Source organism: Falsiroseomonas frigidaquae (genome assembly GCF_012163145.1).
Taxonomy (GTDB): domain Bacteria; phylum Pseudomonadota; class Alphaproteobacteria; order Acetobacterales; family Acetobacteraceae; genus Falsiroseomonas; species Falsiroseomonas frigidaquae.
Genome location: NZ_JAAVTX010000005.1, coordinates 626176 through 651363 on the forward strand (window position 1 = coordinate 626176; position 25188 = coordinate 651363).

At 72.3% G+C, this 25188-nt stretch carries 26 protein-coding genes; 18 read left to right on the forward strand and 8 right to left on the reverse strand.

The genetic code is table 11. The features are described 5' to 3' along the window. The first annotated feature begins 63 nt into the window (after positions 1-63). The 11 genes from tssB to HB662_RS19335 all read left to right on the forward strand — a co-directional run bounded on the left by tssB (position 64) and on the right by HB662_RS19335 (position 11893). Positions 64-570 (forward strand): type VI secretion system contractile sheath small subunit, encoded by a 507-nt coding sequence (gene tssB / locus HB662_RS19285; protein WP_168051668.1) that lies wholly within the window; start codon positions 64-66, stop codon positions 568-570. A 3-nt stretch (positions 571-573) separates the two neighbouring features. Beyond that, complete coding sequence (gene tssC / locus HB662_RS19290) at positions 574-2067, forward strand: type VI secretion system contractile sheath large subunit (protein ID WP_168051670.1); 1494 nt, start codon at positions 574-576, stop codon at positions 2065-2067. A gap of 8 nt (positions 2068-2075) precedes the next feature. Beyond that, positions 2076-3590, forward strand: a complete 1515-nt coding sequence (gene tssC / locus HB662_RS19295) for a type VI secretion system contractile sheath large subunit (RefSeq protein WP_168051672.1) — start codon at positions 2076-2078, stop codon at positions 3588-3590. A gap of 94 nt (positions 3591-3684) precedes the next feature. Further along, the gene (locus HB662_RS19300; protein WP_245185731.1) at positions 3685-4473 is read left to right on the forward strand and encodes a type VI secretion system accessory protein TagJ; all 789 of its coding nucleotides are present in this window, start codon (positions 3685-3687) and stop codon (positions 4471-4473) included. A 31-nt stretch (positions 4474-4504) separates the two neighbouring features. Beyond that, positions 4505-5002, forward strand: coding sequence for a type VI secretion system baseplate subunit TssE (gene tssE / locus HB662_RS19305; protein WP_168051676.1), 498 nt, complete (start codon positions 4505-4507; stop codon positions 5000-5002). Next, on the forward strand, positions 5002-6837 hold the full coding sequence (gene tssF / locus HB662_RS19310; protein WP_168051678.1) for a type VI secretion system baseplate subunit TssF: 1836 nt from the start codon (positions 5002-5004) through the stop codon (positions 6835-6837). Before tssE ends, tssF begins: the two co-directional genes overlap by 1 nt. 112 nt (positions 6838-6949) lie before the next feature. Further along, a complete protein-coding gene (gene tssG / locus HB662_RS19315) occupies positions 6950-7924 on the forward strand; it encodes a type VI secretion system baseplate subunit TssG (RefSeq protein ID WP_168051680.1) in 975 nt (324 codons plus the stop codon). Beyond that, complete coding sequence (locus HB662_RS19320; RefSeq protein WP_168051682.1) at positions 7921-9429, forward strand: class I SAM-dependent methyltransferase; 1509 nt, start codon at positions 7921-7923, stop codon at positions 9427-9429. The genes tssG and HB662_RS19320 overlap by 4 nt, the downstream gene beginning before the upstream one ends. Before the next feature lie 14 nt (positions 9430-9443). Continuing rightward, positions 9444-10064, forward strand: coding sequence for an OmpA family protein (locus HB662_RS29780; RefSeq protein ID WP_168051684.1), 621 nt, complete (start codon positions 9444-9446; stop codon positions 10062-10064). Positions 10065-10101: 37 nt separating this feature from the next. Next, the gene (locus tag HB662_RS19330; RefSeq protein WP_168051686.1) at positions 10102-10749 is read left to right on the forward strand and encodes an OmpA family protein; all 648 of its coding nucleotides are present in this window, start codon (positions 10102-10104) and stop codon (positions 10747-10749) included. Positions 10750-10804: 55 nt separating this feature from the next. Next, positions 10805-11893, forward strand: coding sequence for a hypothetical protein (locus HB662_RS19335; RefSeq protein ID WP_168051688.1), 1089 nt, complete (start codon positions 10805-10807; stop codon positions 11891-11893). Positions 11894-11943: 50 nt separating this feature from the next. On the opposite strand, the gene HB662_RS19340 is transcribed toward HB662_RS19335, so the two are convergent. Further along, a complete protein-coding gene (locus tag HB662_RS19340; protein WP_168051690.1) occupies positions 11944-14073 on the reverse strand; it encodes a serine/threonine-protein kinase in 2130 nt (709 codons plus the stop codon). Between the two features lie 121 nt (positions 14074-14194). Then, entirely contained in the window at positions 14195-15022 is an 828-nt protein-coding gene (locus HB662_RS19345; RefSeq protein WP_168051692.1) for an FkbM family methyltransferase, read from the reverse strand. Between the two features lie 46 nt (positions 15023-15068). Between HB662_RS19345 and HB662_RS19350 the strand changes: the two genes are divergently transcribed. The 5 genes from HB662_RS19350 to HB662_RS19370 all read left to right on the forward strand — a co-directional run bounded on the left by HB662_RS19350 (position 15069) and on the right by HB662_RS19370 (position 19592). Continuing rightward, a complete protein-coding gene (locus HB662_RS19350) occupies positions 15069-16349 on the forward strand; it encodes a class I SAM-dependent RNA methyltransferase (protein WP_168051694.1) in 1281 nt (426 codons plus the stop codon). Positions 16350-16465: 116 nt separating this feature from the next. After that, a complete protein-coding gene (locus HB662_RS19355) occupies positions 16466-17035 on the forward strand; it encodes a calcium-binding protein (protein WP_168051696.1) in 570 nt (189 codons plus the stop codon). Between the two features lie 122 nt (positions 17036-17157). Continuing rightward, positions 17158-18147, forward strand: a complete 990-nt coding sequence (locus HB662_RS19360; RefSeq protein ID WP_168051698.1) for an MBL fold metallo-hydrolase — start codon at positions 17158-17160, stop codon at positions 18145-18147. 11 nt (positions 18148-18158) lie between these two features. Then, positions 18159-19082 carry an MBL fold metallo-hydrolase gene (locus tag HB662_RS19365; protein WP_168051700.1) on the forward strand — a complete coding sequence of 308 codons (924 nt, stop codon included), beginning with the start codon at positions 18159-18161 and terminating at the stop codon, positions 19080-19082. A 102-nt stretch (positions 19083-19184) separates the two neighbouring features. Next, complete coding sequence (locus tag HB662_RS19370; protein WP_168051702.1) at positions 19185-19592, forward strand: acyl-CoA thioesterase; 408 nt, start codon at positions 19185-19187, stop codon at positions 19590-19592. On the opposite strand, the gene HB662_RS19375 is transcribed toward HB662_RS19370, so the two are convergent. Continuing rightward, positions 19561-20544 (reverse strand): NAD(P)-dependent oxidoreductase, encoded by a 984-nt coding sequence (locus tag HB662_RS19375; RefSeq protein ID WP_168051704.1) that lies wholly within the window; start codon positions 20542-20544, stop codon positions 19561-19563. The two genes, HB662_RS19370 and HB662_RS19375, sit on opposite strands and share 32 nt — an antisense overlap. Positions 20545-20672: 128 nt before the next feature. Here HB662_RS19375 and HB662_RS19380 point away from each other — a divergent pair, with 128 nt between their 5' ends. Then, positions 20673-20852, forward strand: a complete 180-nt coding sequence (locus HB662_RS19380; RefSeq protein ID WP_168051706.1) for a KGG domain-containing protein — start codon at positions 20673-20675, stop codon at positions 20850-20852. Between the two features lie 4 nt (positions 20853-20856). Here the strand turns inward: HB662_RS19380 and HB662_RS19385 are convergent, their stop codons facing one another. The 3 genes from HB662_RS19385 to HB662_RS19395 form a co-directional block, all read right to left on the reverse strand. Continuing rightward, entirely contained in the window at positions 20857-21789 is a 933-nt protein-coding gene (locus HB662_RS19385) for a PDR/VanB family oxidoreductase (protein ID WP_168051708.1), read from the reverse strand. Positions 21790-21796: 7 nt separating this feature from the next. After that, positions 21797-22084 carry an MOSC domain-containing protein gene (locus tag HB662_RS30085; protein ID WP_245185772.1) on the reverse strand — a complete coding sequence of 96 codons (288 nt, stop codon included), beginning with the start codon at positions 22082-22084 and terminating at the stop codon, positions 21797-21799. A gap of 211 nt (positions 22085-22295) precedes the next feature. Further along, positions 22296-23312, reverse strand: coding sequence for a Bug family tripartite tricarboxylate transporter substrate binding protein (locus HB662_RS19395; protein ID WP_168051710.1), 1017 nt, complete (start codon positions 23310-23312; stop codon positions 22296-22298). A 97-nt stretch (positions 23313-23409) separates the two neighbouring features. Between HB662_RS19395 and HB662_RS19400 the strand changes: the two genes are divergently transcribed. Then, entirely contained in the window at positions 23410-24006 is a 597-nt protein-coding gene (locus HB662_RS19400; RefSeq protein WP_168051712.1) for a helix-turn-helix domain-containing protein, read from the forward strand. Here the strand turns inward: HB662_RS19400 and HB662_RS19405 are convergent, their stop codons facing one another. Beyond that, positions 24007-24729 carry a 2OG-Fe dioxygenase family protein gene (locus HB662_RS19405; protein ID WP_168051714.1) on the reverse strand — a complete coding sequence of 241 codons (723 nt, stop codon included), beginning with the start codon at positions 24727-24729 and terminating at the stop codon, positions 24007-24009. 74 nt (positions 24730-24803) lie between these two features. Next, the gene (locus tag HB662_RS19410) at positions 24804-25181 is read right to left on the reverse strand and encodes a HesB/IscA family protein (protein WP_168051716.1); all 378 of its coding nucleotides are present in this window, start codon (positions 25179-25181) and stop codon (positions 24804-24806) included. Positions 25182-25188: the final 7 nt, after the last annotated feature.

Sequence of the window (25188 nt, forward strand, 5' to 3'; positions counted from 1 at the left end):
CGATGGCTTGCGGCCTGACACTGACCAGAGCGGCACGTTCAACATGAGGGCACGGAAAACGCCATGACAAGCGTCCATGACAAGCTGGCGCGCGTGCGCAAGCCGCGCGTCCACATCACCTATGAAGTCGAGACGGAAGGCGCCGCCATCGTGCGGGAGCTGCCCTTCGTCGTCGGCGTGATGGGCGACTACGCCGGGGACCCGACGGAGCCGCTGAAGCCGCTGGCCGACCGGAAGTTCGTCCAGATCGACCGCGACAACTTCAACGACGTCATGGCGCGCATCGCGCCCGGGCTGAACCTGAAGGTGGACAACACCCTGGCCGGCGATGGCAGCCAGATGGCGGTGAACCTGAAGTTCAAGTCGATGGAAGACTTCGAGCCGGCGAAGGTGGCCGAGCAGGTCCCCGCGCTGAAGGCGCTGCTTGAGACCCGCGCCAAGCTGCGCGACCTGATGAGCAAGGTGGATCGCTCCGACGAGCTGGAAGGCCTGCTGGAGCAGGTGCTGAACGACAAGTCGAAGCTCGACGCGCTGTCCGCCGAACTCGGCCTCGACAAGAAGGAGGGCTGAGCGATGAGCGCGACGCAGTCACAACCGGGCGGCGCCACGACCACCACCGAAGAAGGCGGCCTCGGCCTGCTGGACCAGGTGATCGGTGCCACCAAGCAGACCGAACGCGACCGGGCGCAGGAACTGATCAAGGCGCTGACCGAGGAAGCCCTGAAGGGCACCGTCACCTTCAGCCGCAACCTGTCGCAGACCTTCGACCGCGCCATCGCCGCGATCGACGCCAAGGTGAGCGAGCAGCTCAACCAGGTGATGCACCACCCGCGCTTCACCAAGCTCGAAGGGTCCTGGCGCGGGCTGAACTACCTGGTGATGAACAGCGAGACGGGCACCAGCCTCAAGATCCGCATGCTGCAGGCCAGCAAGAAGGATCTGTCCCGCGATCTGCAGCGGGCGGTGGAATTCGACCAGTCCGGCCTGTTCAAGAAGATCTACGAGAACGAGTTCGGCACCCCGGGCGGCGAGCCCTATGGCGCGCTGGTCGGCGACTATGAATGGACCGCGCATCCGGACGACGTGGAGACGCTGCGGCTGATCTCCAACGTCGCCGCCGGCGCCTTCGCGCCCTTCATCTCCGGCGTCGGCGCCGGCATGTTCGGCTTCGAGGATTGGCGCGAACTGTCCAAGCCGCGCGATCTCGCGAAGATCTTCGAGACGCAGGAATACGCCAAGTGGCGGTCCTTCCGCGAGACCGAGGATGCGCGCTTCGTGGCGCTGGTCATGCCGCGCGTCATCGCCCGCCTGCCATATGGCGCGGCGACCAAGCCGATCGAGGAGTTCGACTACGAGGAGGCGCCGAAGAACGCGGACGGCTCCGCCCAGGCGCAGGGCCACCACGACTATTGCTGGATGAACGCGGCCTATGTGAAGGCGGCACGGCTGACGGATGCTTTCGCGCAATACGGCTTCTGCACCGCGATCCGTGGCGCGGAGGGCGGTGGCAAGGTCTCCAACCTGCCGAACCACACCTTCACGAGTGACGACGGCGACGCGGATGCCAAGTGCCCGACCGAGATCGGCATCACCGACCGGCGCGAGGCCGAACTCTCGGGCCTCGGCTTCCTGCCGCTGTGCCACTACAAGAACACCGACTACGCCGTGTTCTTCGGCAGCCAGTCCGCGCAGAAGCCGAAGAAGTACGACCGGCCGGAAGCGACGGCGAATGCCGCCATCTCCGCCCGCCTGCCCTACATGATGGCGACCAGCCGTTTCGCGCACTACCTGAAGGTGATGGCGCGGGACAAGATCGGCTCCTTCATGGAGGCCTCGGATTGCGAGGTCTGGCTCAACCGCTGGATCCAGAACTTCGTGAACCCGATGGAAGGCGCCGGTCAGGAAGCCCGTGCGAAGTATCCGCTGCGCGAGGCGCAGATCGAGGTGAAGGAAGTTCCCGGCAAGCCCGGCGTCTACAACGCGGTGGCGCATCTGCGGCCGTGGCTGCAGATGGAGGAACTCACCACCTCGATGCGGATGGTCGCGCGGATTCCGCAAAAGTCCTGAGCTGAACCATGGACCCGGCCACACCGTTGCGCGACGCGGTGCTGGCCGGGCGATTCCTCGGCCGGGATTCGGCCGCGGAGGCGCTGGCAGCATTGCTGGCGGAGAAGGACACGGCGCAGCTTCTGCGCGGGTGGTTCGGGGAGGCACGGCTGGCGACGCTCGCCCGCGATCCCTGGCCGGCGGAGGCGCTGCGCGGTGCGCTGGACCGCGACATCGCGGCGCTGGATGCGATGCTGTCGGCACAGCTCGATGCCGTGCTGCATGCACCGCGCCTGCGGCGGCTGGAAGGGTCCTGGCGCGGACTCGCCTGGCTGGTGGACAGGCTGCCCGCGACCGGCGGCAAGGTGCGGCTGAAACTGCTGACGGCGCGATGGGCGGAACTGTGCCGCGACCTGGAACGCGCGGTGGAATTCGACCAGAGCCAGGTCTTCAAGAAGATCTATGAGGAGGAGTTCGGCATCGCCGGTGGCGAACCCTTCGGCCTGATCGCGGCCGATTACGAGGTGCGGCATCTGCCCGCCCTGGGCCACCCGACCGATGATGTGGGCGCGCTGACCGCCTTCGCCGCCATCGCCGCCGCCGCCTTCGCGCCCATCGTCTTTGCCGCCTCCCCGGCCCTGGTCGGCCTCGACAGCTTCGCGGCGGCCGCGCCGGCCTTCGACCTGGCCGATGCGCTGAACGGGCCGGAACATGCACGCTGGCGCAATGCCGCGGCGCAGGAGGATATGCGCTTCGTCTGCGTCGCCCTGCCGCGCGTGCTGGGCCGCGCGCCCTGGGCCGATGATGGCAGCCGCGTCGATCGCTTCCGCTATCGCGGTCATGCCGCGGGCGCGGAGCAGCGCGTCTGGACCACGGCGGTGTACGGGCTTGCCGCCGCCGCCGTGCGCGCCTTCGACCGCTACGCCTGGCCCGGCGAGGTACGTGGTGCGGAGCCGCAGGAGGATGCGACCGGCGGCGTGCTGGATGGCCTGCCCTATGAGCGTTTCCCCTCCGACCCGCCCGGCCCGCCGCCGCGCGCGCCGCTCGACCTGGCGCTGACGGATGAACAGGAACGCCAGATCAGCGACGGACGCCTGGTGCCGCTTTCGGCGCTGGAAGGGCTGGCGGAGGCGAGCTTCGGGGCACTGCCGGCGCTGCACCGCCCGCCACGCATGAACAGCGCCATCGCCGAGGCCAACCAGCGCCTTTCCACGCAGATCAACACGCTGCTCTGCGTCAGCCGCTTCGCGCATTGCATCAAGCTGATGGGCCGCGACATGGTGGGTTCGTCGCGGGAGGCGCCGGAGGTGGAGTATGAATTGCAGCGCTGGCTGGACCGCTTCGTCAGCGGCCTCGGCTCCGGCGGGGCGGAGGTCACGGCGAAATACCCGCTGATGGATGCGAGGGTCGAGGTGCGCGAGCGGCGCGGCAAGCCCGGCGTCTATGGCTGCACCGTGCATCTGCGGCCGCATCACCAGCTGGACGAGGTCGGCGCCGCCTTCCGGCTGGTGACGGAATTCGCACCTCGCCGTAACGCCGCGTGAGGTCGCGGCGCGTGCAGCGGCGTGAAATACTTTCAGGCGTGGCGCAGCCTAGGCTGCCGCCTGCGCAAATTGTCCAGCCGAGGAAATGCCCAGAATGACCACCGCAGGGGATGCCTTACATGCCGGCGACCTGGCCGCGGCCCTGGCCGCCGCCACCGCCGCGGTGAAGGCCGCGCCGGCCGATTCGGATGCGCGCTGGCTGCTGGCGGAGCTGATGCTCTATGCCGGCGAGGCCGAGCGCGCCGACCGCATGCTGGATGCGGCGGCTTTGCGCGAACCCAACCCGGCCGTGCTGGAATTCCGCAAGCTGCTGCGGGCGGAAGTTGTGCGCGGCCAGGTGCTGGGCGAGGGGCGCGCGCCGAAATACCAGGGCGACGACGCGACCGCGGCGCAGCAGGCCGCGCTGCGCGCCCGCGTGCTGCTGCGCGCCGGGGAGCTGGAGGCGGCGAATGCGGCGGCGGAGGAGATCGAATCGCTCCGCCCGCGCGCATCCGGCACGGCCGACGACCGGCCCTTCGATGACCTGCGCGACGCGGATGACCTGTTCGCCGCGGAGTTCGAGGTGCTGACCACCGCCGGGGACCACATACTTGTGCCGGTGGAGCGTGTGCGGTCCCTGACCTTCGACCCGCCGCGCCGGCCGCGCGACCTGTTCTGGCGCCGCTGCGCGATCGAGCTGAAGGACAGCACGGAGGGCGTGGTCTTCATGCCGGCGCTGTATTTCGGCGCGCATGCCGAATCCGAGAATGCGCTGAAGCTCGGCCGCGCCACCGAATGGACGCATCCTGAGGATGGCCCGGTGCGCGGCCGCGGCCAGCGGCTGCTGCTGGCCGGGGATGACGCGCTGGCGATCTCCGCCGTCACCAGCCTGGTGTTCGATTGAGCGCCCGCCTGGCGCCGGAGCGCGAGGAAGCATGAGCGGCACCCGCATCCGCGGACCGGCGCATCGGGCGCGGCTGCCGCTGCTCGACCGGCTGCTGGATGCGGACCCCGGCGCGCCGGAGCCGCCGCCGCCCAGCATCGCCGTGGCGCTGGACCTGCTGCATCGCGCGGTGCGGCGCGACCTGGAGGCGGTGCTCAACGCCCGCCGCCGCCGCCGCCCGGTGCCTGCGGCGCTGGAGGAGCTGGTGGTCTCGCCGCTGAACTACGGCATCCCGGACGCAACCTCCGGCGCCTATGCGGTGCCGGCGCGGCGCGAGGCGCTGGCGCGCGAGGTGGAGGCGACGATCCGCCGCTTCGAACCACGGCTGATGTCGATCCGCGTCGAGCTGGTGGGCGGGGAGGATGAGCTGGACCGCGCGCTGCGGCTGAAGGTGGATGCGGTGCTGCGCGCCGACCCGGTGCCTGAACCCGTGAGCTTCGAGACGCTGCTGGAGCCCGTCTCCCGCGACGTGACGGTCCGGGACGCCTGATGTCGGACGACCTTCTCCCCTTCTACAACCGCGAGCTGGCCGCGATCCGCCGCCTGGCGGGGGAATTCGCGGAGGCCAATCCGAAGGTCGCCGGCCGGCTGCGGATGACGCCGGATGCGGTGGACGACCCGCATGTGGAACGCCTGCTGGAAGGCGTCGCCTTCCTCGCCGCGCGGGTGCAGCACCGGCTGGATGACGAACTGCCGGAACTGACGGATGCACTGCTGGAGCTGCTGTGTCCGCATCTGCTGGCGCCGGTTCCCTCGCTGACCACGGTGCGGCTGCTGCCCAAGCCGGAAGCGGCCGGCGCCGCGCTGGTACCGCGCGGCACGCGGCTGGAGACGGAGGCTGTGCGCGGTGAGCGCCTGACCTTCCGCACCTGCCAGGACACCACGCTGTGGCCGCTGGCGGTGGAGGCGGCGCGGCTGACCGGCCTGCCGCTGCCCGCACCGGCCAACCCGCAGGCGCAGGGCGCGGTGGCGGTGCTGCGCCTGACCCTGTCCACCACCCTGCCCGGCCTGACCTTCGCCGAGATCGGCATCGACCGGCTGCGGCTGCATCTGCGCGGGGCGGGGCCGGTGCCGGTGCAGTTGCTCGAACTGCTCTGCACCTCGACCCTGTCGATCGCGCTCGCCGATGGCCCCTCCGATCCGCGCCCCGTTCTGCTGGGGCGGGAGGCGCTGAGCCAGGGCGGCTTCGCACCGGAGGAGGCGGCGCTGCCCTGGCCGCCGCGCGCCTTCACCGGGCACCGGCTGCTGACCGAGTATTTCGCCTTCCCCGAGAAGTTCCTCTACCTCGACCTCGATGGGCTGGACCGCCGCAGCCTGGTACAGCGCAGCCCGAAGATGGAGATTTTCGTCTATCTCTCGCGGGCGGTGCCGGAGCTGGAACGCGCCGTCTCCGCCGAGAATTTCGCGCTGGGCTGCACGCCGGCGATCAACCTGTTCCGGCAGATCTGCGAACCTATCGCGCTGGATGGCACGCAATCCGACTGGCTGGTGGTGCCCGATGCGCGGCGCCCCGCGGCGATGGAAGTCTATGCGGTGGAGGCCGTACGCCTCAGCCGGGCGGAGGACCCCCGCCCGAGGCGCGTGCCCGCCTTCCACCGCCTGCGCGCCGAAGCGGCGAGCGAGGCGGAGGCGGAGGCGCCGGATGTGAGCTGGATCGCCGCGCGCCGGCCGGCGCCGGGCATCCTCGGCGGCAGCGAGACGCGGCTGATGCTGCGCGACCCGCATTTCGATCCTTCCCTGCCGGCGGATGGGGTGCTCGGCGTCGATGCGCTGTGCTGCAACCGGGACCTGCCTTCGCTACTGCCCTTCGGCGGCGGCCAGCCGCGGCTGCGGCTCGCGGACCCGGCGACGCCGGCCGGCAGCGCCGAGTGCCTGTCCCCGCCGACGCCGACGCTGCGGCCGCAGCTGCGCGAACGCAGCGGCTGGCGGCTGGTGTCCCACCTGGCGCTGAACCATCTCGGCGTCACCGGCGGGCCGCAGGCGGCGCTCGCCCTGAAGGAGATGCTGCGCCTGCATGACCTGCGGGACACGCCGGAGACGCGGCTGGCGCTGGAGGGGCTGATCTCCGTCACCGCCACCCCCGGCGTCGCCCGCCTGCCCGGCGTGCGCCCGGGCAGCTTCGCGCGCGGGCTGGAAGTGGCGCTGACCTTCGAGCCGCAGGCCTGGACCGCCGGCGGGCTTTTTCTTCTATGCGGGGTGCTGGAGCGGTTCCTGGCCCTGCAGGTCTCGGTGAATGGCTTCGTCCGCAGCCAGGCCCTGCTGCGCGGGCGCAGCGGCGCGGTCGCCACCTGGCCGCCGCGCAGCGGCACGCGGGTGCTGCTGTGAGGATTTCCGGGCCCTCACGCGCCGGACGGCTCGCCGCATTGGCGGCGACGCGCCTTCACGCGCTCGGCCAGCGGAAGTCGCCGGCCGCAGGCTCGGCAACCGCGGTGCCCGCATGACCGCTCCCTCCCCACGCGAAAAGCTGGAGAAGGAGCCGGCGCGGTTCAGCCTGGACCAGGCGGTGGCGGTGCTGGCGCCGGGGCGGGACCCGGTGGACCTGCCCTACCGCACCCAGGCGCGGCTGGGTGCGCCGGGGGGCGAGGTGGCCTCCTCCAACCCGCAGACCGGGGAGATCGTGACGCCGACCTTCGGGCTGATCGGCCCGGGCGGCGTGCTGCCGCGCCACTACACGGCAACCGTGGCGGTGGAAGCCCGGAAACGGTCCGTCGCGCTGCACAATTTCCTCGACATGTTGGCGCGGCGCTTCACCGGGCTGTTCGTGAAGGCCGGCGCGAAGTACCGCCCGGCGCGCGACCCGGTGCCGGCGGAACGCGTGCTGGCGGCGGCGAGTGGCCTCGGCACGCCGCATCTGGTGCAGCGGCTGGCGACCCCGCTGCCGGCGCTGCTGTATCACGCCGGCGCGCTCGCCTCCCGGTCCCGCAGTGCGGAGCGGCTGCGCGGGCTGCTGACGGAGGAAACCGGCACGCCGGTGGAGATCGTCGAATTCGCCGGCGGCTGGATCCGCCTGCCGGTGGGCGAGCAATCCCGCATGGCGGCGCGCGGCCGGCCGGGGGTGAATTGCGGGCTGGGGGTCGATGCGGCGCTTGGCGCCCAGGCCTGGGACCCCTCCGCCCGCTTCCTGCTGCGGCTGGGTCCGCTGAAGCTGCAGGAATTCGAGGCGCTGCTGCCCGGCGCGCCGCTGCATGGAAGGCTGGTGGAGCTGATCCGCCTGCAGGTCGGGCTGGAGCAGGAGTTCGCGCTGAACCCGGTGCTGGCCGCCGGGGAAGTGCCGCCGCTGAAGCTCGGGCTTGGCGGCGCCCGGCTCGGCTGGACCGGCTGGCTGACCACGCCCCGCCCGCGCCGCGCCGATGCGCGGGATGCGATGCTGAGCCCGATTTCCCCCCACTCCTCGCGTCAGGATGCCGCATGAGTACCCCAACCGGCTGGTCCCGCGGCTACCCCGTGGGCGAGCCCTACCCGGCCGCCTGGCACGCCTTCCAATCGCCCGCGCATCTCGCCGCCGCCTGTGCCCTGATGGGCGTGGCGTGGGAGGTGGGGCCGGAGACCAAGCTGCAGATCGCCGAGATCGGCTGCGGGTCCGGCTACACCGCCAACGTGCTGGCCGCCGGCAATCCGCATGCCGAGGTGCTGGGGCTGGACTACAACCCCGCACACATCGCCGAGGCCCGTTCGATGGCCGCCGCGGCACGCCTGACCAATGCGCGGTTCGAAGCGACCGACCTGGCGGAGTTGGATGGGGCGGAGCTGGACCGGCTGCCGGAATTCGACCTGGTGACGGTGCATGGCCTGTGGTCCTGGGTGGCGGACCCGGTGCGAGAGGGCGTGCTGCGCCTGCTGCGCCGCCGGCTGAAGCCCGGCGGCGTGGTGCTGATGACCTACAACGCGCTGCCCGGCGCCGGCGGCGCGCTGGGTCTTTCGCGCCTGGTGCGCGGGGCGCTGCAGGGCGCCGGCAGCACGGAGGCCGGCATCGAGCAGGCGCGCGGCCTGGTGCAGAAGCTGGTGGCGGCGGAGGCCCAGCACCTGCCCGCCTCCACCTGGCGCTCGCTGCTGACCGGGGAGATTTCCGGCGCGCGGGCCGGCTACCTGCTGCATGAATTCATCACCGACCATTGGCGCCCCTGCTTCTTCGCCGATGTGCAGGCGGCGATGGGCACCGCGCGCTGCGAATTCGTCGGCAGTGCCACGCTGGACGAGAACTTCCCCACCATGTCGCTGACCCCGGCGCAGCAGGAGATCTGGCACGCGGCGCCGGATGACACGGCCCGGCAACTGGTGCTGGATCTGTGCGTGCCGCGCGCCTTCCGGCGCGACATCTATGTGCGCGGCCTGCGCCGGGTACCGCGGGATGCGGCGGTGGCCGCCATTCCGCTGGCCTCGGCCAGCCACGCCGGGGGCGGGCGCAAGATGCGGACCCAGGCCGGCGAGGCGGTGCTGCCGCCGCAGATCATCGAACCGATGCTGGCGGCCCTGGCAGCCGGCCCGCAGACCATCGGCGCGCTGCTGTCCCTGCCCGGCTGCGGCGGCGTGACTCCGCCCGAGGCGCTGGCCCTGCTGGTGGGCAGCGGCAGCGCCATGCCCTTGTGGTCCGCCGCGGGCGGCGCGGCGGACCAGGCCGCTCGCCGCTTCAACGCGGTGGCGGCGCGACGGCTGGCGCCGCATGGCACCGGCTCCGGCCGCATGGCCCTGGCCAGCCCGGCGCTGGCCGGCGGGCTTTCGGTGGATGCCATGGAACTCGCGATCGCCGACCTCGCCGCCCGCGCGCCGGCCGATGGCCTGGCCGTGGAGCCGCTGCTGCGCGGCCTGCTGCCGCCGGGGGCGGAGCCGCCGGAGGACATGCTGGCGCATCTGCGCGAACAGATCGAGTTCCTGCTGCAGAACCGGCTGCCCGTCTGGCGCAGCCTGGGAATCGTCTGAAGGGAGGATTTGCCATGCGACGCAGCCTCGTTCGGCCCGGCCTGGCGGGAATGGGTCTCGGGCTCCTGCTTCTGCTGCCACAACCCGCACGGGCGCAGGCCGCGGTGCCGGAGGTGGAGCGACTGATCGAGGGGCTGGACCCCGCAAGCCCGGTGACGCGCGGCATCCGCGTGCCCGCCGCACCGACCGCGACCGATGCTCCCGCACCGGGTATTCCCGCACCGGGTGTTCCCGCACCGGGTGTTCCCGCGCCAGAGCTGACCACCACCACGGCGCCACCGGGCGCGGCGGCGATCTCGCTGACCGTCACCTTCGCCAGCGGCTCGGCCGAACTGGGGCCGGAGGCGATGGGCGTGCTGGACAACCTGGGCAAGGCGCTGGGTTCCACCCGCCTCGCCGGCTACCGTTTCCGGGTTGAGGGCCATACGGACAGCGTGGGCACGGCGGCCATGAACCAGGCGCTGTCCGAACGCCGCGCCACAGCGGTGCGGGATTTCCTGCTGCGGCGGCATGGCGTGGACCCGGCTCGGATCGAGGCATCGGGCCTGGGCGAGACGCAGTTGCTGGTGCCGACCGGCGACGAAGCCGCGGAGCCGCGCAATCGTCGCGTCCAGGTCGTCAATCTGGGTGGCTGAGGCGTAGACTTCGCGTCGAATGAATGGAGACGGTCCCATGCGCATTGCCCCCTTTCCGCTCGCCCTGCTCGCCCTGGCGGCCGGCGCCGTCGCGATGCCCATGCCGGGCTGGGCGCAGAGCGACCCGGCCGCGGCGCGGCTGATCGAGCAGCTCCGCCCCCGGGCGGGCGGCGCCACGCGCGGCATCCGCCTGCCCTCCGCACCGGCGCCGGGTGCCGCGGCCGAGGCCGCGCCGGGTGCCGCGCCCGCCGTGCCGGCCCCGCCGCCCGTAGCCACGACCCAGCGGCCGGCCCCGCGCCCGCCGGTGGTGCCGGATACGACGGCGCCGGAAGGGGTGGCCGCGGTGTCCATCACCGTCACCTTCCCCAGCGGCTCCGCCACGCTGACACCGCAGGCCGAAGCCCGGCTGGCGCCGCTCGGCCGGGCGCTGTCCTCGGCCGATCTCGCGCCCTTCCGCTTCCTGATCGAGGGCCATACGGATTCGGTGGGGGATGAGGCGATGAACCTCGACCTGTCGGAACGCCGGGCGGCCGCGGTGCGGGATTACCTGATCCGGCAATTCGGCGTCTCCGGCTCCCGCCTCCAGGCGGTCGGGCTGGGCGAGACGCGACTGCTGGTGCCGACCGGGGATGGCGTGAACGAGCCGCGCAACCGGCGGGTCCAGGTCATCAACCTGGACGGCTGAGGCTCGGCGGGGGCGCAGCGGGCGCCACCGGATCTGGACGCAGGCGGCACGCAGCATGTCGGCAGAGGACGACGCCACCATCCGCCACAGCCCGGCCAGTCGTGCCGCGCCGCCGCCACGCGTGGAATGGGGACACGCCCCGCCGGCGCCACCGAAGCGAACGGCGCGGCCGGCCTGGCCCTGGGTGCTGCTCGGCCTCGGCGCGGTGGTGGCGGCGGGGCTCGGCGGCTGGTGGCTGGCGCTGGCGCCGCTGCGGGTGGAACCGGCGGCTCAGGTCGCGGCCGTGCCGGAAGCTGTGCCCGTGCCCGCGCCGGTCGTGGTGCCGGTCGTGGTGCCGGTCCCCGCGCCCGAACCCACGCCGGCGCCCGATCCCGCCGCCCTCCCCGCGCCCTCCCGCCTCGCCACGCTGCCGCCGCTGATGGAGGAGGCGGCGATCGCGGCGCATCGCGCGGACCAGCCCCGGCTGATCCGCTTCGCCGGCAATCCCGCCGTCTTCCTGGTGGATTATCCGACGCTCGCGGCGCAGGGCGCGGCGCTGAACCGGGTGGCGGCGCTGGTGGAGAAGGCCGGGCTGCCACGCGACCGGGTGCTGACGGAGGCGGAGATGAACGCCGCCATCGCAAGATCCGGTGACAGCGCCGCCACCTTCTATTTCGGCCACAACTACCGCGGCGCCGACCTGGCGCGCTTCTTCGCGCTGGCGGAGCGTGACGGGCTGGCGCTGTCGCCGGCGGAGGAATGGCTGCGCGCGCAATACCGGCTGGCCCGCGGCCTGGCGCCGGCGGGGCAGGAGATCGTGCTGCTGTCGCTCGCCGCGCCGGGGCCGGAGATGGACGAGGCCGGGCGCGCCACCATCCTGCATCATGAACTCAGCCATGGCCGCTACGGCACCGATGCCGCCTATGCCGCGCATATCCGGCGTGTCTGGACCGAGCGCTTCACCGAACCCGAGCGCGCCGCCTTCCGCGCCTTCCTCGGCCGCGAAGGCTACGACACCGCGATCGAGACGCTGATGATCGACGAGGCGCAGGCCTATCTGCTGCACACGCCCGACCCGCGCTTCTTCACCCCGGCGCATCTGGGCCTTCCGCCGGCGGAAGTAGAGCGGCTGCGGACATTGATGCGGGAGGGAATGCCGCCGTGAGCGCTGCCACCAGGACCCCAGGGCTGGGGCCCTCGGCTGGGCCCCGACCTCTACCGCTGGGCAACCGTCTCCAGCAGCACGGCGCGGGCGCTGACGCGGATGCCCTGGGCACGGGCATCCCGCAGGGCGGCGGCCAGCGCCGGCAGATAGTCGTCCAGCGGCTCCACCACCGGGCGGGGCTGCGGGAATAGCGGGCGCTCCGAGGCGAAGACGATGATCATGTCCGTGCCGAAGGGCTCATCCACCTGCCAGCCGGTGAAATTCGGGCCGGGCTCGCCGAGCCGCAGCCGGGCGCCGGCGGCCTGCGGTTCCGACGGCACCAGGTGGACGATCTCGTTCGATTTCATCAGGTAGCTGACATAGAGCTGCCCGGCGCGCGGCGGCATCTGCACATCCAGCCGCAGCAGATCGCCACGCTGCAGCGGCATGGCACCGGCGATGGTGACGAGGGGCGCCTCGCCGGGGGCCGCGGCGACCTGGCGGATGGTGTCGATGGCGCCGCAATAGGGGCCTTCGAAGGCATGCAGGCGGAGCATTGCGGCGGCGGGCGGCACGCCGCGCTCGGCCAGTACACGCCGGATCTCCGCCTCCCCGCCCTGGCGCAGGATGCCGGCGATGGTCAGGCTGGTTTCGGTCGCGGTGGCTTCGAGCAGGCTGCAGGGCGCAGCCGCGGCCGCGGCGCTGGCGGCGGCGCGCAGATCCGGGCGGGGCGGCGGCGCGGGGGCTGGTGTGGGGGTGGGCGCAGGTACCGGGACGGGAGCCGGCGTCGGGGTGGGCGTCGGAACCGGGACGGGAGCCGGCGTCGGGATGGGCGCTGGAACCGGGACGGGAGCGGGTGACGGTTCGGGCGCGGGTCGCGGCGCAGGCGTGGGTTCAGGCGCGGGCCGGGGTGTCGGGACGGGCAACACATCGGGCGTGGGAGTCGGTGCCGGCGCGGGCGTCGGGACCGCATCGGGCACAGGGGTCGGGACGGGCGCCGGCGCGGGTGTGGGCGTCGGGGCAGGCGTCGGTGCGGGCGCCGGCTGCGGTGGCGCGGGCGTCGGCGCGGGGCTCGGCACCGGGCGCGGCTCGGGCGCCTGGGCCACCTGATCCTGCGGCACCACCAGCGGCTCCGGCCGGGTCAGGATGTAGCCCGCCGCACCGGCCGCGATCAGCGCCACGCCGCCCAGCAAGGCCCATTTCAGCCCGCCGCCGGATCGCGCGGCCGGTGGCGGGGCGGGTATGGGGGCGGATGGGGCGGGCGCGGCCGGCGGGCGGGTGGCGGTGGCCAGCATCGTCGCGTCGTCCAGCCCTGGCAGCTTGCCGGCGCCGGCAAAGCCAGGCCCGGCCGGTTCCGCATTCTCCCCGGCGGCACGGATGGCCTCGGCGAAGGCGGTCGCGCTGGGAAAGCGGTCATCCGGGCGCTTCGCCAGGGCGCGGGCCACCACCGCGTCGAAACCGCGCGGCGCGCTGACGGCAAGCTGGCTCGGCGGCGGCGGTTCGGTGTTCAGCACGCGATGCATCAGCGCGCTGTAGCCGCCATCGAAGGGCTTCTCACCGGTCAGCAGCTGGTACAGCAGCACGCCGGCGGCCCAGATATCGGCCCGCGCATCCACCGGCTCGCCGCGCAATTGCTCGGGCGCCATGTAGCTCGGCGTGCCCATCACGGTGCCGACCTGGGTCATGGTCGAGCTCTCGATCCGGGCGATGCCGAAATCCGCGATCTTCACCTGCGGACCGCCGGAGGTCCCGCCGCCCTCATCAGCCGTCAGCATGATGTTGGCGGGCTTGATGTCCCGGTGCACCACGCCGCGGCCGTGCGAATAGGCCAGCGCGCCGAGGATCTGGTCCATCAGGCGGACCACCTGCGCCACCGGCAGGCGCTCGCCACGGTCCATCACGCCCTTCAGCGTGCCGCCCTCGACCAGTTCCATGACGATCCAGGCGGTGTCGGCATTCTCGCCGTAGTCGAAGACGCCGACGATGTTGGGGTGCGACAGGCGCCCTGCGGCCTGGGCTTCCCGCCGGAAGCGGGCATGCGCCTCCCGCGCCTCCGCGTCGTCGCCGGAGGGCAGGCGCACCAGCTTCACCGCGACGCGGCGCTCGATCATGCGGTCGAAGGCGTCGATCACGGTGCCCATGGCACCGGCCCCGAGCGTGCCGCGCGCCTCGTACTTGCCCGAAAGCTCGCTCGGCAGCATCAGCCGCTATCCCCCTGTCGCCGCCCACCCTTGCCGGCCCCCGCCGCGAACCATAGGGCGGGCCGCGGCTTGCAGGAAGCGTCAGACCCGCACGCTTCGGATCGGGGCTTCAGATGTGGCCCTATACCGGGGCGTCGCCCCGCGTCAGCAGCAGGTCGCAATGCGAAAGGCCCGGCATCTCCGCCGCCGTCACATCGGTCAGCACGCCCTGGCGTTCGATGCGCCGGCAGCGGAAGCCCAGCGCGGCGATCCAGTTGGCCAGTTCCGCCACGTCGCCGCGGGCGGCCAGCATGGCGGGGGACCATTCCATCACCACCATCAGCTTCGGCGAGCGTTCCATGATCTGCTGCGCGCCGAGCAGCACCAGCCCTTCCGTTCCCTCCGCATCCATCCGCAGCAGGTCGAGCGCGGGCAGCTCCGCCAGCGCATCATCCAGGCGGGTGGCCGGCACGGCGAAGCTCTCGGTGTAGCTCGGCGCCGCCACCGGGATGGCCAGGTGGGCGCTGCCGGCCTGCGCCGGGTCGGCGGCGAAGTGCACGTCGCCGGGGGCGTGCAGCACGGCCACTTCGCGCAGGGTCACGCGGTCCTGGAAGCGGTTGCTGGCCAGCGTGTTGCGCAGCAGCGGCAGCACCTTGGGATAGGGCTCGAAGGCATGGACATGGCCGGTCGGACCCACCGCCTCCCCCATCACCAGCGTGTGGAAGCCGAGGCTGGCGCCGACCTCCGCCACCTGCATCCCGGGCTTCAGGACGCGGCGCAGCAGCGCCTCCACATGCGGCTCCCAACGGCCGCTCAGGATGATGTCCGGCGTCATCCCGGCGTCGCCACCCGGCAGGAATATCTTGCGGCCGAAGTGGGTGAGGGCCAAACCCACCCCATTGCCCAGATAATACCAGTCGCTCCGACGGCGGAGCCGCGCACGCAGCAGGGAAAGCAACTTGTCGAGCATGGAGCCCCGTCCTGGTTCGGACCCCCATCGCACCCAGCCGGCTGGGATGCAACCGGTGCGGGAAATCACAATCGACCGGCTCGGCTCGGCGGGGGATGGCGTGGCGGAGACGCCGGACGGCCCCTGGTTCCTGGCCGGGACGCTGCCGGGGGAACGCATCCTGGCCCGGCCCGCCGGGCGGCGTGGCGAGGGCCAGGCGGCGGAGGTGGCGGAAATTCTCGCCGCCAGCCCGGACCGGGTGGTGCCGCCCTGCCCGCACTTCCTGGCCGAATGCGGCGCCTGCGCGCTGCAGCACTGGGCGATCCCGGCCTATGCCGCGTGGAAGCGCGCCCGGCTGGTCGATGCGCTGGAGCGCGCGGGGCAGCCGGATGTCGCCGTGGCGGAAATGGTGATCGCCGCGCCGAACACCCGGCGCCGCGCCGACCTGGCACTGAAGCGGCTGCAGGGCGGCGCCATGGCGCTGGGCTTCCACCAGCGCGGCAGCGCGGCGGTGGCGGACCTGTCCACCTGCCATGTGCTGGACCCGGCGCTGGTGGCGCTGTTCCGGCCGCTGCGCGAATTGCTGCGGCGGATGACGGCGCTGAAGCGCGAGGGCTCGGCGGTGCTGAACCTGCTGGACAGCGGGCCGGACCTGCTGCTGCGGACGGATGGCCCGCTGGATGCCTCGCAGCGCGCTATGCTGGCCGCCTTCGGCACCGCGCACGGCATTCCGCGCATTGCCTGGGCGCTGAAGGACGGCCCGGTGGAGAATGCGGCGCAGGCCGGGCCGGTCTGGCTGAACCTGTCCGGCGCCTCCGTCGCGCCGCCGCCCGGCGCCTTCCTGCAGGCGGCACCGGAGGGTGAGGCGGCGATCGTCGCGGCCGTGCTGGCCGGCCTCGCATCGCAGAAGCTGCCGGTGCGGGCGCGCATCGCGGACCTCTATGCCGGCATCGGCACGCTGTCCTTCCCGCTTTCGGCCAAGGGTCGCGTCGCGGCCTATGAGGGCGATGCGGCCGCCGTCGCCGCGCTGGATGCCGCGGCGCGCAAGGCGGGCGGCAGGGTGGAGGCGATCCGGCGCGACCTGGCCTATCGCCCGCTGCTGCCGGCGGAGCTGAACGGCTTCGGCGCCGTGGTGCTGGACCCGCCCTACAATGGCGCGGTGGAGCAGGTGGCGCAGATTACCCGCAGCAAGGTGCCGGTGGTGATCTACGTGTCCTGCAACCCGGTGGCGCTGGCGCGCGATGCGGCGGCGCTGGTGAAGGCCGGGTTCAAGGTGACCTCCGCCGTGCCGGTGGACCAGTTCCGCTGGTCGCCACATCTGGAATCGGTGGTCAGCTTCCGGCGCTGAACCGCCGCGTCGGGCCGAGGCCCTGCCTATGCCCGCGACAGGCTCGGGCGCAGCGACAGGCGAGCGGGGTTCCGCTAGCCTCTCCGTGCCGCCACATGCGGACACGGGAGCCCGCCATGACGACGCCGCCCAGGATACTCTCGACCGAGGAGCTCAACCACGTCAGCGGCGGCGTCTATGACGGCTTCGACGATGGCGAGCAGGACGGCACCGCGGGCGATGACAGCATGCGCGGCGGCAGCGGCCGCGACATGCTGTTCGGCCATGAGGGCCAGGACACGCTGCTCGGCGGCAGCGGCAATGATGCGATGGATGGCGGCGACGGCGCCGACCTGATGTCCGGCGGCTCCGGCGAGGACCTGATGGAGGGCGGACGTGGCGATGGCGACTCCGACAGCCTGTTCGGCGGCGAGGACGGCGACCGCCTGTTCTGGCAGCCCGGCAACGGCAACGACTTCTTCGACGGCGGCGATGGGCGGGACATGCTGTGGCTGACCGGCGTCGGCGTGCAGGGGCTGCTGGCCGGGCTGCAGCTGGATGACCCCTCGGTCCGGATCAACGTCAACGGCAACCAGGTCAGCTTCTCCGACCAGTTCGGCGAGCCGATCGGCGTCAGCGGCAGCGTGACCGTTGGTGGTGAGCGGCTGAGCTTTACCAGCATCGAGATCTTCACCGCGCCAGGCTGATCCTCGGCGAGGCCAATGGGGCACGACCAGTTCCGCGAACGATTCTTGCGCCATGGGGCGACGGGGCCTTGCAACCGCAACGCCGCATCCAACCTGACGCAGGAACGAAGCGGGAGGCTTCCATGGATCGCCGTCACCTGATGCTGGGCGCCGCTGGCGCCCTGGCCGCCCCGGCGCTGTCGCGCGCCTCGCCCGCCCTGGCGCAGGGCGCCCCGGCCGCGCCCGCGGCGGCTTCCCTGACCCAGCCGCCCGGCTTCTTCCGCCTGCGCATCGGCAGCCGCATCGTCACCATGCTGCATGACGGCAGCCGCGCCATTCCGCTCGCCCAGGGCTTCGTGCCCGCCACGCCGCTGGCGGAGGTGCAGCGCGTTCTGGCGGAGAGCTTCCTGCCGACCGACACCTTCCGCATCCCCTTCACCCTGACCTGCCTGGATACGCCGAACGGCCTGGTGCTGTTCGACACCGGCAATGGCCCGCAGCCGGCGGGGTCGCCCGTCGGGCTGCTCGTCGCCAATATGCGCGCGGCCGGGCTGGACCCGGCGCGGGTCACCACGGTGGTGTTCAGCCATTTCCATGGCGACCATGTCGGCGGCCTGCTCAACGCCGATGGCAGCGCCGCCTTCCCGAATGCGGAAATCGTGGTGCCCGCCACCGAATGGGCCTGGTGGACCGACACCGCCAATGAAAGCCGCAGCCCGCAGGCCCAGCGCGGCACCTTCCCGAATGTGGCGCGGCGCTTCGCCCCCTACCAAAGCAAGGTCCGCCAGGTCGCCGGCGGCGCGGAGGTGGTGCCGGGGGTCACCGCCATCTCCGCCCATGGCCATACGCCGGGCCACACCGTGTACCGGATCGCCGATGGCGCGGACCAGATGATCTTCCTGGCGGACCTGACCAACCGGCCGGAGCTGTTCGCGCGCCGCCCGGATTTCCGCGTCGCCTTCGATTTCGACGGCGAGGCTGCGGAAGCCACGCGGCGCCGGGTCTTCGACATGGTGGCGACGGACCGCATCCGCGTCAGCGGCTACCACTTCCCCTTCCCCGCCACCGGCCACATGGCGAAGGAAGGCGAGGGCTATCGCTTCGTGCCCGCCGACTGGGCCGCGTCCGTCTGAGGGGAATGAACATGCTCGATCGCCGCACCCTGCTGGCCGCCGGCACCGCCGCCGCGCTGGCCCCTGCCCTGCCCGCCTCGGCGCAGGCGCCCGCCGTCACCCCCGCCTTCCGCCACGTGACGGTCGGCGCGCTGCGCGCCACCGTGGTGAATGACGGTGCCGCGACCCGGCCCGACGCCACGCGCGGCTTCGTGGTGAATGCCCAGCCGGACCAGGTGGCCGCCGCGCTGCAGGCTGCCGGCACGCCGGGCCCGGCCCTGGTGAACCCGTACAACGTCACCATCATCCGCACCCCCGCCGGGCTGGTGGCGCTGGATGTCGGCCTCGGCACCTCGCCGGCGCTGATGGTGAACATGCGCAATGCCGGGCTGGACCCGGCGGAGGTGGTGCTGATCGCCCACACGCATTTCCACGGCGACCATATCGGCGGGCTGCTGGCCGCCGATGGCAGCGCCGCCTTCCCGAATGCGCGTATCGCCGTGCCGGAAGGCGAGTGGAATTTCTGGATGGACCCGGGCGAGGAATCCCGTGCCAGCGAGGCGCGGCGCCCTGCCTTCGCCAATGCCCGCCGCCGCTTCGCGCCCTATCAGGGCCGCATCACCCGCTTCGCCCCGGGCGCGCAGGTGGCGCCGGGCATCACCTCCGTCGCCACGCATGGACACTCGCCGGGGCATGTTTCCTTCCTGGTGGCGGATGGCGATGCGCAGCTTCTGGTGATCGGCGATGCCATCACCACCCCGGCGCTCTTCATGGCCAATCCCGAGTGGTATCCGGTGTTCGACATGGACCCGGCGATGGCGGTGGCAACGCGCAAGCGGCTGCTGGACCAGTTGGCCACCGACCGGATCGCGGTGGTCGGCTACCACTTCCCGATGCCGGCCACCGGCACGGTGGAGCGCGCCGGCACCGGCTACCGGCTGGTGCCGCTGGTGTGATGCGCGAAGCCCGGGGGGCGCATCCTCCGGGCTTGAAGGCCGCATGCTGCACTGCAACATGAGCCTGCGGGAGGCGTCCAGACTCGCAGGAGACGCTTTGCCATGCAGACGGATACATCACGCCTGCCGCGCGGCGAGCTCGCCGCACGGCAACTCGCCATGCCCGCCCACACCAACCCGGCCGGAGACATCTTCGGCGGCTGGATCATGGCGTCGATGGACGCCGCCGCGTCCATGGCCACCACCCGCTTTGCGGAAGGCCGCACCGTCACCGTCGCCGTTTCCGGCATGACCTTCATCGCGCCGGTGAAGGTGGGGGATGCGGTGTGCTTCTACGCCGATCTCAAGCGCATCGGCCGCACATCCCTGACGCTGGATGTGGAGGTCTGGGTGCTGCGGCAGGGGCGCGGGGAGCGGGTGAAGGTAACGGAGGCGGAATTCACCTTCGTCGCGGTGGATGAGGCAGGGCGGCCGAGGCCTATCCAGCCCGTTGCAGCGCCTGCGGGTTGACGCAGGCATCATCCGGCAGCTTGTCGCCACGCAGCGCGGCCAGCACATGCATCGCGGCGGCTTCCGCCGTGGCGCTGCGGGCGACTGTGGTGCCGGCGCCCATATGCGGGCTGAGCACCGTGTTCGGCGCACCGACCAGCGGGTTGCTGCCGGGGGGCGGCGGCTCCGTGGACAGCACATCCAGGCCGGCGCCGTAGATCCGGCCCTCGCGCAGCACCTCGGCCAGCGCCGCCTCGTCGATCAGCCCGCCGCGGCCGGTATTCACCAGGATCGCCTCCGGCCCCAGCAGCGCCAGTTCGGCGGCGCCGATCATGTGGCGGTTCCCGGCGCTCATCGGTGCGTGCAGGGACACCACATCGGATTGCGCCAGCAGCGCGTGCAGCGACGGCGCCGCGGTGACCGGGGAGATGTCGCCGCGCCGCGCCAGGTTGGGGCTGTAGGCGGAGACCTTCATGCCGATGGCCAGCGCCATCCGCGCCAGGCCCTGGGCGATCCGCCCATAGCCGACCAGGCCGAGCCGCCTGCCATGCAGTTCCAGCCCGAGGCGCGACCTCTCCCAGCCGCCGGCCTGGGTGGCGGCGTTGTGGCGCGGGATGTTGCGGGCGACGGCCAGGATCAGGCCCAGGCTGTACTCAGCCACCGACTGCGCATTGGCCCCCACCGCCGTCAGCACCGGGATGCCGCGCGCCGTGGCGCCAGCCACGTCGATCAGGTCGTAGCCGACCGCGGCGCGGGAGATCACCCGCAGCGTCGGGCAGCTCGCGATGGCGGCGCCGCTGATCGGCAGAAAGCGGGAGATGACGCCCTGCACCGGCAGCGTCGCCAGCTTCCGCTCCAGCTCCGCCCTGCCGCCTTCGAGCGAGACGAAATCGACCTGGCAGCCGGCTTCCTCCAGCAGGCGAAGGCCGGCGGGTTCGAGGCGGGGGGCGGTGACGAGGATATGGAAGCTCATATGGTGGGAATCGCCCGATGCGGCCGGTGGGTCAATACGCCTCCGCAGCCGAACCCGCGCCTGCCGCGCTGCGTTCCACAAGCCCGCCCGGCAGCAGCATCGGGCGGCCGCAGACGGAGGAAGTCAGCATGGCGAACCAGCAGTCCAACGAGGGCAAATCCGGCAGCCACCACGGCGCCGAGGGCCAGAAGGGCGTGTCCCAGGAAACCGTGGGCGCGGGCAAGGACAAGGACCCCAACAACTTCGCCAACGATCCGGACCGGGCGGCGGAAGCCGGCCGCAAGGGCGGCCAGTCCCGCAAGGGCTGATCGCCTACAGCGCCAGGCGCAGCCTGCCTCTGCCGCGCGACACGCAGGCGGTCATCGACCGGCGTCGCGCGGCGGGGGACAGGCATACATCGCGGTGCAGCGGCTCGCCGCCCTCCACCTGCACCACGCAACTTCCGCAGGCCCCATACTCGCAGGCGGCATCCACGCCGTGTCCTGCGGCGCGCAGCACCTCCAGCAGGCTGCGATCGGCGGGTACCGGCAGAATGGCGCCGGAGGAGGCGATCTCGACTTCGAAGGCCTCGCCCTGCTGCGCCTCGGCGCGCGGGATGCCTGCGAAGTGCTCGACATGGGTTGTGCCGGCGGGCCAATGCGCGGTGGCCTCCGCGAAGCCCTGCACCATCCGCGCCGGGCCGCAGCAATAGGCATGGGTGCCGGGGGCGGGGCAGGCCAGCAGCCGCGCCAGGTCCAGCCGCTGCGCGATCCAGACCCGCAGACGGTCGCCGAGCGCCGCGCGCAGCTCCGGCAGGAAGGGCGCCTCCGCTTCGCTGCGGGCGCAGAAATGTACCTCGTAATCGGCACCGGCGCGGCGCAGCTCCGGCAGCATGGACAGGAAGGGCGTGATGCCGATGCCGCCGGCCAACAGGATGTGGCGCGCGGCCTCCGGCGCCAGGGCGAAGCCCTGCTGCGGATGGCTGGCGAGCAGCCTTGTGCCGATGGCGGCCGCCTCATGCAGCCAGGCGCTGCCGCCCTGGCCCGCTGCCTCCCGCAGCACCGCCACCTGCCACAGCTCCGGCCGGTCCGGGTCCGAGGTCAGCGAATAGAGGCGCCGCTTGCCATCCGGCAGCACCAGGATGGTATGCGCCCCGCCGCGGAAGGCGGGGAAGGCGGCGCGCTTCGCCGGGCGCAGGGTGAGCTGCACAACGCGCGGCGTCACCTGGCGCCGCGCCACCACCTCCACCGCCATCAGCAGCTTCATCGGGCGCTCAGACCGGCTCGATCACGTCGCCGGGGCGGATGGTGCCGCCCTTGATGATGCGGCAGTTCAGGCCCGAGCGGTTGAGCAGCGGGTTGAACAGCGGCCGGCCCAGCAGGTCGTCCAGATACTTGCAGGGCACGTTCAGCCGGCCGCCGAACAGCACCACCTCCCCCACCCGGAAATGCCGGCCGACCAGGTGGTTCAGCGGCACGCCCTGGGTCGTCAGGTTGCGGCGGCTTTCATGGGGTTCCAGCGTCAGCCCATGGTCGCGGCGCAGCGCGTCGAGCGTCTCCATCTCGATCAGCGTGCATTGCCGGTCCTCATGCGGCTTGTAGCTGTAGGTGCCGCGGCCTGTGGCGTAGCGGTCGCCCTCGATGCCGACACCCTCGATCATCCGCGCGGCCGGCAGTTCCTCCATCTCCATGGAGGCCTGCTCGGCGATGTAGGCGGCGATCAATCGGCCGGCCCAGGGGTAGGAATTTGTCACCTGCGTTCCCTTTGCTTCTTCATCCGGCGGAGACGCCCGCCAGCAGCGGACGCCAGCGCGTCACTTCCCGGTCCACCAGCGCCCGGAATTCCTCCCCCGTGCCGCCCAGCGGCAGGGTGCCCTGCTGCACCAGCCGTGCCTGCGTCTCCGGCGCGCGCAGCGCCTGGTCGAAGACCTGGTTCAGCCGGGCGAGCACCGCCGCCGGCGTGCCGCGCGGCGCGACGACGCCGGAAGTGGAGCCATTCTCCAGCCCGGGCAAGCCCGCCTCTGCCGCAGTCGGCACCTGCGGCAGCAGCGCCACCCGCGCCAGGGAGGCCACGGCATAGGCGCGCAGCGTGCCGGCCTGGATATGGGCGATGACCACCGGCGTGGCCTCCGCCGTCATCGAGACCTGGCCGCCCAGCACCGATTGCACGCTGGCGGAGCCGGAGCGGAAATGCACCTCCAGCAGCTTCGCGCCGGTGGCCTGCTGGAAGGCGAGCTGGGTGAGGTGCGGGGAACTGCCGGCGCCGGCCGTGCCGTAGCTCAGCGCCTCCGGCCGCGCCTTGGCGACGGCGATCAGCCCGGCGAGGTCCGTGGCGCCGACCGAGGGATGCGCCACCAGGATGTGCGGCGTGCTGCCGATGGCAATCACCGGCTCGAAATCCCGCGCCGGGTCGTAGGGCATGGCGGGGTAGATCACCGGGTTGACGGAGAACATGGCCAGCGACGCCATCAGCAGCGTGTGCCCATCCGGCGCCGATTTGGCGACGAAATCGCCGGCGATGTTGCCATTCGCCCCGGCGCGGTTCTCCACCACGATCGGCGCGCCGAGGATGGCGGCGGCGCGTTCCGCCACCACGCGGGCCACCAGGTCCGTGATGCCGCCGGGCCCGAAGGGCACCACCAGCCGCACCGGACGGCCGCCGGGAAAATCCTGCGCGCGGGCAAGGCCGGGCGTGGCGAGGGCAGCGGCGGCGCCGAGCAGCAGGCGGCGTGCCAGGGGGCGGGCCAGGGGGCGGGCCAGGGCGCGGGCCGGGGGACGCTGGAATGGCATGTCGGTCGGGTCCTTCGTGCGGTGATGCCTCCCCGGTTGAGCCCGTGCTAGGCTGTCCGGGTTTCCTGTGTGGAAACGAGTATCCTGAGAGGAAACCGTGCCGTCAACCGGAAAGCAGGCACCCGCGACAGAGGTGCCGGATGAGGACCAGGCCGGGCTGGGTGGCCGCCTGCGGGCGCAGCGCATCGCCGCCGGGCTGAGCCTGGCGGGGCTGGCAGCCGCCACCGGGCTGACCAAGGGCTATCTCTCGAAGGTGGAGCGGGGCGTGGGCCAGCCCTCGATCGGCACCGTGTTCCGCCTGGCGGAGGCGCTGCGCGTGCCGGTGGGCCAGCTGCTCGCCTCCGGCGCCACGCCCAGCGACACGGCGGATGTGGCGCGGGCCGAGGCGGCGCCGCCTTCCCCGCCCGGGGAGGCGCTGCATCTGCGCCCGCTGCTGCCCGGCGGCCCGGGCCGTCTCATCGCGCTGGAGATGTGGCCGCCGATGGAGCCACGCCCGGCCGAGGACCCTTCCACCCATGCCGGGGAGGAGCTGCTGCATATCCTGTCCGGCCGGATGGAGATCCTGTTCGAGAGCGAGGCGCTGGTGCTTGAGACCGGCGACACGCTGCGCTTCGACGCGCGCCGGCCGCACCGCACCCGGTCACTGGGCGTGGAGCGGGCGCGGGTGCTGGTGGTGCTGACGGCGGAGGGGTGACTATGCCCGGCGCTTGAAGGTCAGCACCAGCACGTCCCGCCAGGCCGGCCGCGCCGGGTCATGCGGCACCACGGGGGTGACGCCGTGCAGGATGCGGTGGTCATCCAGCAGCACGGCATCCAGCGGGTCGGTCAGGGTGAAGGCGCCGAGGTGGCGACCATCGGGCGTGGCGATCTCGGTCACCCCCTCATCCACATTCTCCCGCCGCACCAGCAGGACCAGGACCCAGTCCACACCATCCCGGTGCATGCCTTCCGGCGTCGGGCGGCCGGCGGAATCGGGCGCGGCCTCGATGCGGAACTGGTGCGCCTCTACATGCCAGTCCTGGCCGGGGGCGGCGCGGTCGAAGGCCTGGCGGGCCCATTCGGCGAGGCCGGAGAAGGCGGCGCCCTGGGTGATAGCCGGGGGGATCGGCTCGAAATGGCGCTCGATGCCGCCATTCAATGGGTTGTGGTCCACCGCCTGCCAATGCGGGGCGTCCGCTTCCCGCACCAGGCCGGGAGTGCCGGCGCGGGCGGAGAGCACGGCATGGCGGCGGCGGCGGTAGCGGCCGCCATCGGCCATGTGCTGGTCCAGCGCCATGCCGTCCCAGCTTGCCGCGAAGGCGGCGAAGCCGGCCAAAGCGTCGGCGGGGATCTGCGCCGCGGTTTCGGCGGCGTGCAGATGGATGAAACCCTCCTCGACCAGCGGAGGCAGCAGCTCGGTCGCGGGATCAGTGCTCATCCGGCGATGCTAGGCGTGTGGCGGTCCGGGTGCGATGCGCGAAATCTTCATCCCGGACCCGCATCGGTGCAGTATCAGACGTGGAAGCTCTCGCCGCAGCCGCAGCGGCCCTTCTCGTTCGGATTGGTGAAGGTGAAGCCGGCTGACATGGCCTTCACCTCGTAATCCATGATCGTGCCGATCAGGAACAGCGTCGCCTTGCGGTCCACGACCACGGTGACGCCCTTATCCGTCACGACCTCATCGCCAGGCCCCGGTCCATCGACCCAGGTGAGGTCATAGGCCATGCCGGAGCAGCCCTTGGTCTTGACCGCGATGCGCAGCGTCCTGCCGGCTTCCCCATTGGCCTCGCCGGCGGCGTAGAGGCCGCGCAAGCGCTCGGCGGCGGCGTCCGACAGGCCCATCAGCGGCGGCAGGGCGCGGCGCGGGCGGGTTTCGGTGGTGGTGCTCATCCGGGTG

What these genes read in the sequence shown, in the direction of transcription:
- tssB (WP_168051668.1), top strand. Translation starts at nt 64, where the DNA reads ATGACAAGCGTCCATGACAAGCTGGCGCGCGTGCGCAAGCCGCGCGTC.
- tssC (WP_168051670.1), top strand. Translation starts at nt 574, where the DNA reads ATGAGCGCGACGCAGTCACAACCGGGCGGCGCCACGACCACCACCGAA.
- tssC (WP_168051672.1), top strand. Translation starts at nt 2,076, where the DNA reads ATGGACCCGGCCACACCGTTGCGCGACGCGGTGCTGGCCGGGCGATTC.
- HB662_RS19300 (WP_245185731.1), top strand. Translation starts at nt 3,685, where the DNA reads ATGACCACCGCAGGGGATGCCTTACATGCCGGCGACCTGGCCGCGGCC.
- tssE (WP_168051676.1), top strand. Translation starts at nt 4,505, where the DNA reads ATGAGCGGCACCCGCATCCGCGGACCGGCGCATCGGGCGCGGCTGCCG.
- tssF (WP_168051678.1), top strand. Translation starts at nt 5,002, where the DNA reads ATGTCGGACGACCTTCTCCCCTTCTACAACCGCGAGCTGGCCGCGATC.
- tssG (WP_168051680.1), top strand. Translation starts at nt 6,950, where the DNA reads ATGACCGCTCCCTCCCCACGCGAAAAGCTGGAGAAGGAGCCGGCGCGG.
- HB662_RS19320 (WP_168051682.1), top strand. Translation starts at nt 7,921, where the DNA reads ATGAGTACCCCAACCGGCTGGTCCCGCGGCTACCCCGTGGGCGAGCCC.
- HB662_RS29780 (WP_168051684.1), top strand. Translation starts at nt 9,444, where the DNA reads ATGCGACGCAGCCTCGTTCGGCCCGGCCTGGCGGGAATGGGTCTCGGG.
- HB662_RS19330 (WP_168051686.1), top strand. Translation starts at nt 10,102, where the DNA reads ATGCGCATTGCCCCCTTTCCGCTCGCCCTGCTCGCCCTGGCGGCCGGC.
- HB662_RS19335 (WP_168051688.1), top strand. Translation starts at nt 10,805, where the DNA reads ATGTCGGCAGAGGACGACGCCACCATCCGCCACAGCCCGGCCAGTCGT.
- HB662_RS19340 (WP_168051690.1), bottom strand. Translation starts at nt 14,073, where the DNA reads ATGCTGCCGAGCGAGCTTTCGGGCAAGTACGAGGCGCGCGGCACGCTC.
- HB662_RS19345 (WP_168051692.1), bottom strand. Translation starts at nt 15,022, where the DNA reads ATGCTCGACAAGTTGCTTTCCCTGCTGCGTGCGCGGCTCCGCCGTCGG.
- HB662_RS19350 (WP_168051694.1), top strand. Translation starts at nt 15,069, where the DNA reads ATGCAACCGGTGCGGGAAATCACAATCGACCGGCTCGGCTCGGCGGGG.
- HB662_RS19355 (WP_168051696.1), top strand. Translation starts at nt 16,466, where the DNA reads ATGACGACGCCGCCCAGGATACTCTCGACCGAGGAGCTCAACCACGTC.
- HB662_RS19360 (WP_168051698.1), top strand. Translation starts at nt 17,158, where the DNA reads ATGGATCGCCGTCACCTGATGCTGGGCGCCGCTGGCGCCCTGGCCGCC.
- HB662_RS19365 (WP_168051700.1), top strand. Translation starts at nt 18,159, where the DNA reads ATGCTCGATCGCCGCACCCTGCTGGCCGCCGGCACCGCCGCCGCGCTG.
- HB662_RS19370 (WP_168051702.1), top strand. Translation starts at nt 19,185, where the DNA reads ATGCAGACGGATACATCACGCCTGCCGCGCGGCGAGCTCGCCGCACGG.
- HB662_RS19375 (WP_168051704.1), bottom strand. Translation starts at nt 20,544, where the DNA reads ATGAGCTTCCATATCCTCGTCACCGCCCCCCGCCTCGAACCCGCCGGC.
- HB662_RS19380 (WP_168051706.1), top strand. Translation starts at nt 20,673, where the DNA reads ATGGCGAACCAGCAGTCCAACGAGGGCAAATCCGGCAGCCACCACGGC.
- HB662_RS19385 (WP_168051708.1), bottom strand. Translation starts at nt 21,789, where the DNA reads ATGAAGCTGCTGATGGCGGTGGAGGTGGTGGCGCGGCGCCAGGTGACG.
- HB662_RS30085 (WP_245185772.1), bottom strand. Translation starts at nt 22,084, where the DNA reads ATGGAGACGCTCGACGCGCTGCGCCGCGACCATGGGCTGACGCTGGAA.
- HB662_RS19395 (WP_168051710.1), bottom strand. Translation starts at nt 23,312, where the DNA reads ATGCCATTCCAGCGTCCCCCGGCCCGCGCCCTGGCCCGCCCCCTGGCC.
- HB662_RS19405 (WP_168051714.1), bottom strand. Translation starts at nt 24,729, where the DNA reads ATGAGCACTGATCCCGCGACCGAGCTGCTGCCTCCGCTGGTCGAGGAG.
- HB662_RS19410 (WP_168051716.1), bottom strand. Translation starts at nt 25,181, where the DNA reads ATGAGCACCACCACCGAAACCCGCCCGCGCCGCGCCCTGCCGCCGCTG.